Here is a 401-nt window from a genome sequence, read left to right as displayed (position 1 = left end):
CCTTCGCCATGGACGAGTTTGAAGCGGCCGTCGGTCACCATGTAGAGCTTGCAGTCCGACACCGGCATGGCGAGCTTCAGCCGCGCCGCATCGCCGCTAAAGTCGTATTCGCTGATCGCAAAGTTGCGCAGGCTTTTCCGTTCGCCGGAAGTGAGCGGCAGCAGCGAGCGGCCTTCGAGGATATGCGGCTTGGCCTTGCCGCCGAGGTAGTCGAGGAAGGTCGGCGCGAGATCGATCATCTCGACCAGCGCGTCTGACGTGGTTCCGCGCGTGGCGTCGGCTTCCGTGCGCGGATCGTAGACGATCATCGGAACCTTCACCGCGACGTCGTGGAACAGGTATTTTTCGCCCAGCCAATGGTCGCCGAGATAGTCGCCATGGTCGGAGGTGAAGACGACAAG

General features: G+C 62.1%; 1 protein-coding gene. It reads right to left on the bottom strand.

The genetic code is table 11. The features are described from left to right. On the bottom strand, positions 1–401 hold a 401-nt coding region (locus EOA29_RS40635), incomplete at both ends, for a sulfatase/phosphatase domain-containing protein (protein WP_145970208.1).

The organism is Mesorhizobium sp. M1E.F.Ca.ET.063.01.1.1 (assembly GCF_003998155.1).
Taxonomy (GTDB): Bacteria; Pseudomonadota; Alphaproteobacteria; order Rhizobiales; family Rhizobiaceae; genus Mesorhizobium.
Note: the sequence above shows the minus strand (reverse complement) of the source record. Positions and strands in the feature narration are given on the sequence as shown.